Source organism: Streptomyces spiralis, from assembly GCF_014654675.1.
GTDB classification, from domain to species: Bacteria; Actinomycetota; Actinomycetes; order Streptomycetales; family Streptomycetaceae; genus Streptomyces; species Streptomyces spiralis.
This window is the reverse complement of sequence record NZ_BNBC01000042.1, coordinates 83,283-84,068: the sequence shown is the minus strand read 5'-3', so window position 1 is coordinate 84,068 and position 786 is coordinate 83,283. Positions and strand designations below refer to the sequence as shown.

Annotated in this window: 1 protein-coding gene; it reads left to right on the top strand. The window is 68.4% G+C overall.

The window, feature by feature from the left end:
• Positions 1-786, top strand: a 786-nt coding sequence (locus IE318_RS45495) for an acyl-CoA carboxylase subunit beta (protein ID WP_308438610.1), incomplete at both ends; no start/stop codon positions are given.

Below are 786 nucleotides of genomic sequence, written 5' to 3'. Positions count from 1 at the left end.
AAGATCCACAAGATCATGGACATGGCCATCGCGGCCGGCGCCCCGCTGGTGTCGCTGAACGACGGAGCGGGCGCCCGTATCCAGGAGGGTGTCTCGGCGCTCGCCGGTTACGGCGGCATCTTCCAGCGCAATACCAGGGCGAGCGGGGTGATCCCGCAGATCTCGGTGATGCTGGGCCCGTGCGCGGGCGGTGCGGCCTACAGCCCGGCGCTGACCGACTTCGTGTTCATGGTGCGGGAGACCGCGCAGATGTTCATCACCGGCCCGGACGTGGTCAGGGCCGTCACCGGTGAGGAGATCTCCCACAACGGCCTCGGCGGCGCGGACGTGCACGCCGAGGCCTCCGGCGTGTGTCACTTCGCCTACGACGACGAGGAGACCTGCATCGCCGAGGTCCGCTACCTCCTGTCGCTGCTGCCGCAGAACAACCGGGAGTACCCGCCGCAGGTTCCGTGCGCCGATCCGCACACGCGCCGCTCTCAGGTGCTGCTGGAGATGGTTCCGGCGGACGGCAGCCGGCCCTACGACATGGCCAGGGTGATCGAGGAGATCGTCGACGACGGCGAGTACCTTCAGGTCCACGAGCGCTGGGCGCGCAACATCATCTGCGCGCTGGCCCGCCTGGACGGCCGCGTCGTCGGCATCGTCGCCAGCCAGCCGCAGGTGCTGGCGGGTGTGCTGGACATCGAGGCGAGCGAAAAAGCTGCGCGGTTCGTCCAGATGTGCGACGCCTTCAACATCCCGATCGTCACCTTCCTGGACGTCCCGGGGTTCTTGCCGGGTGTG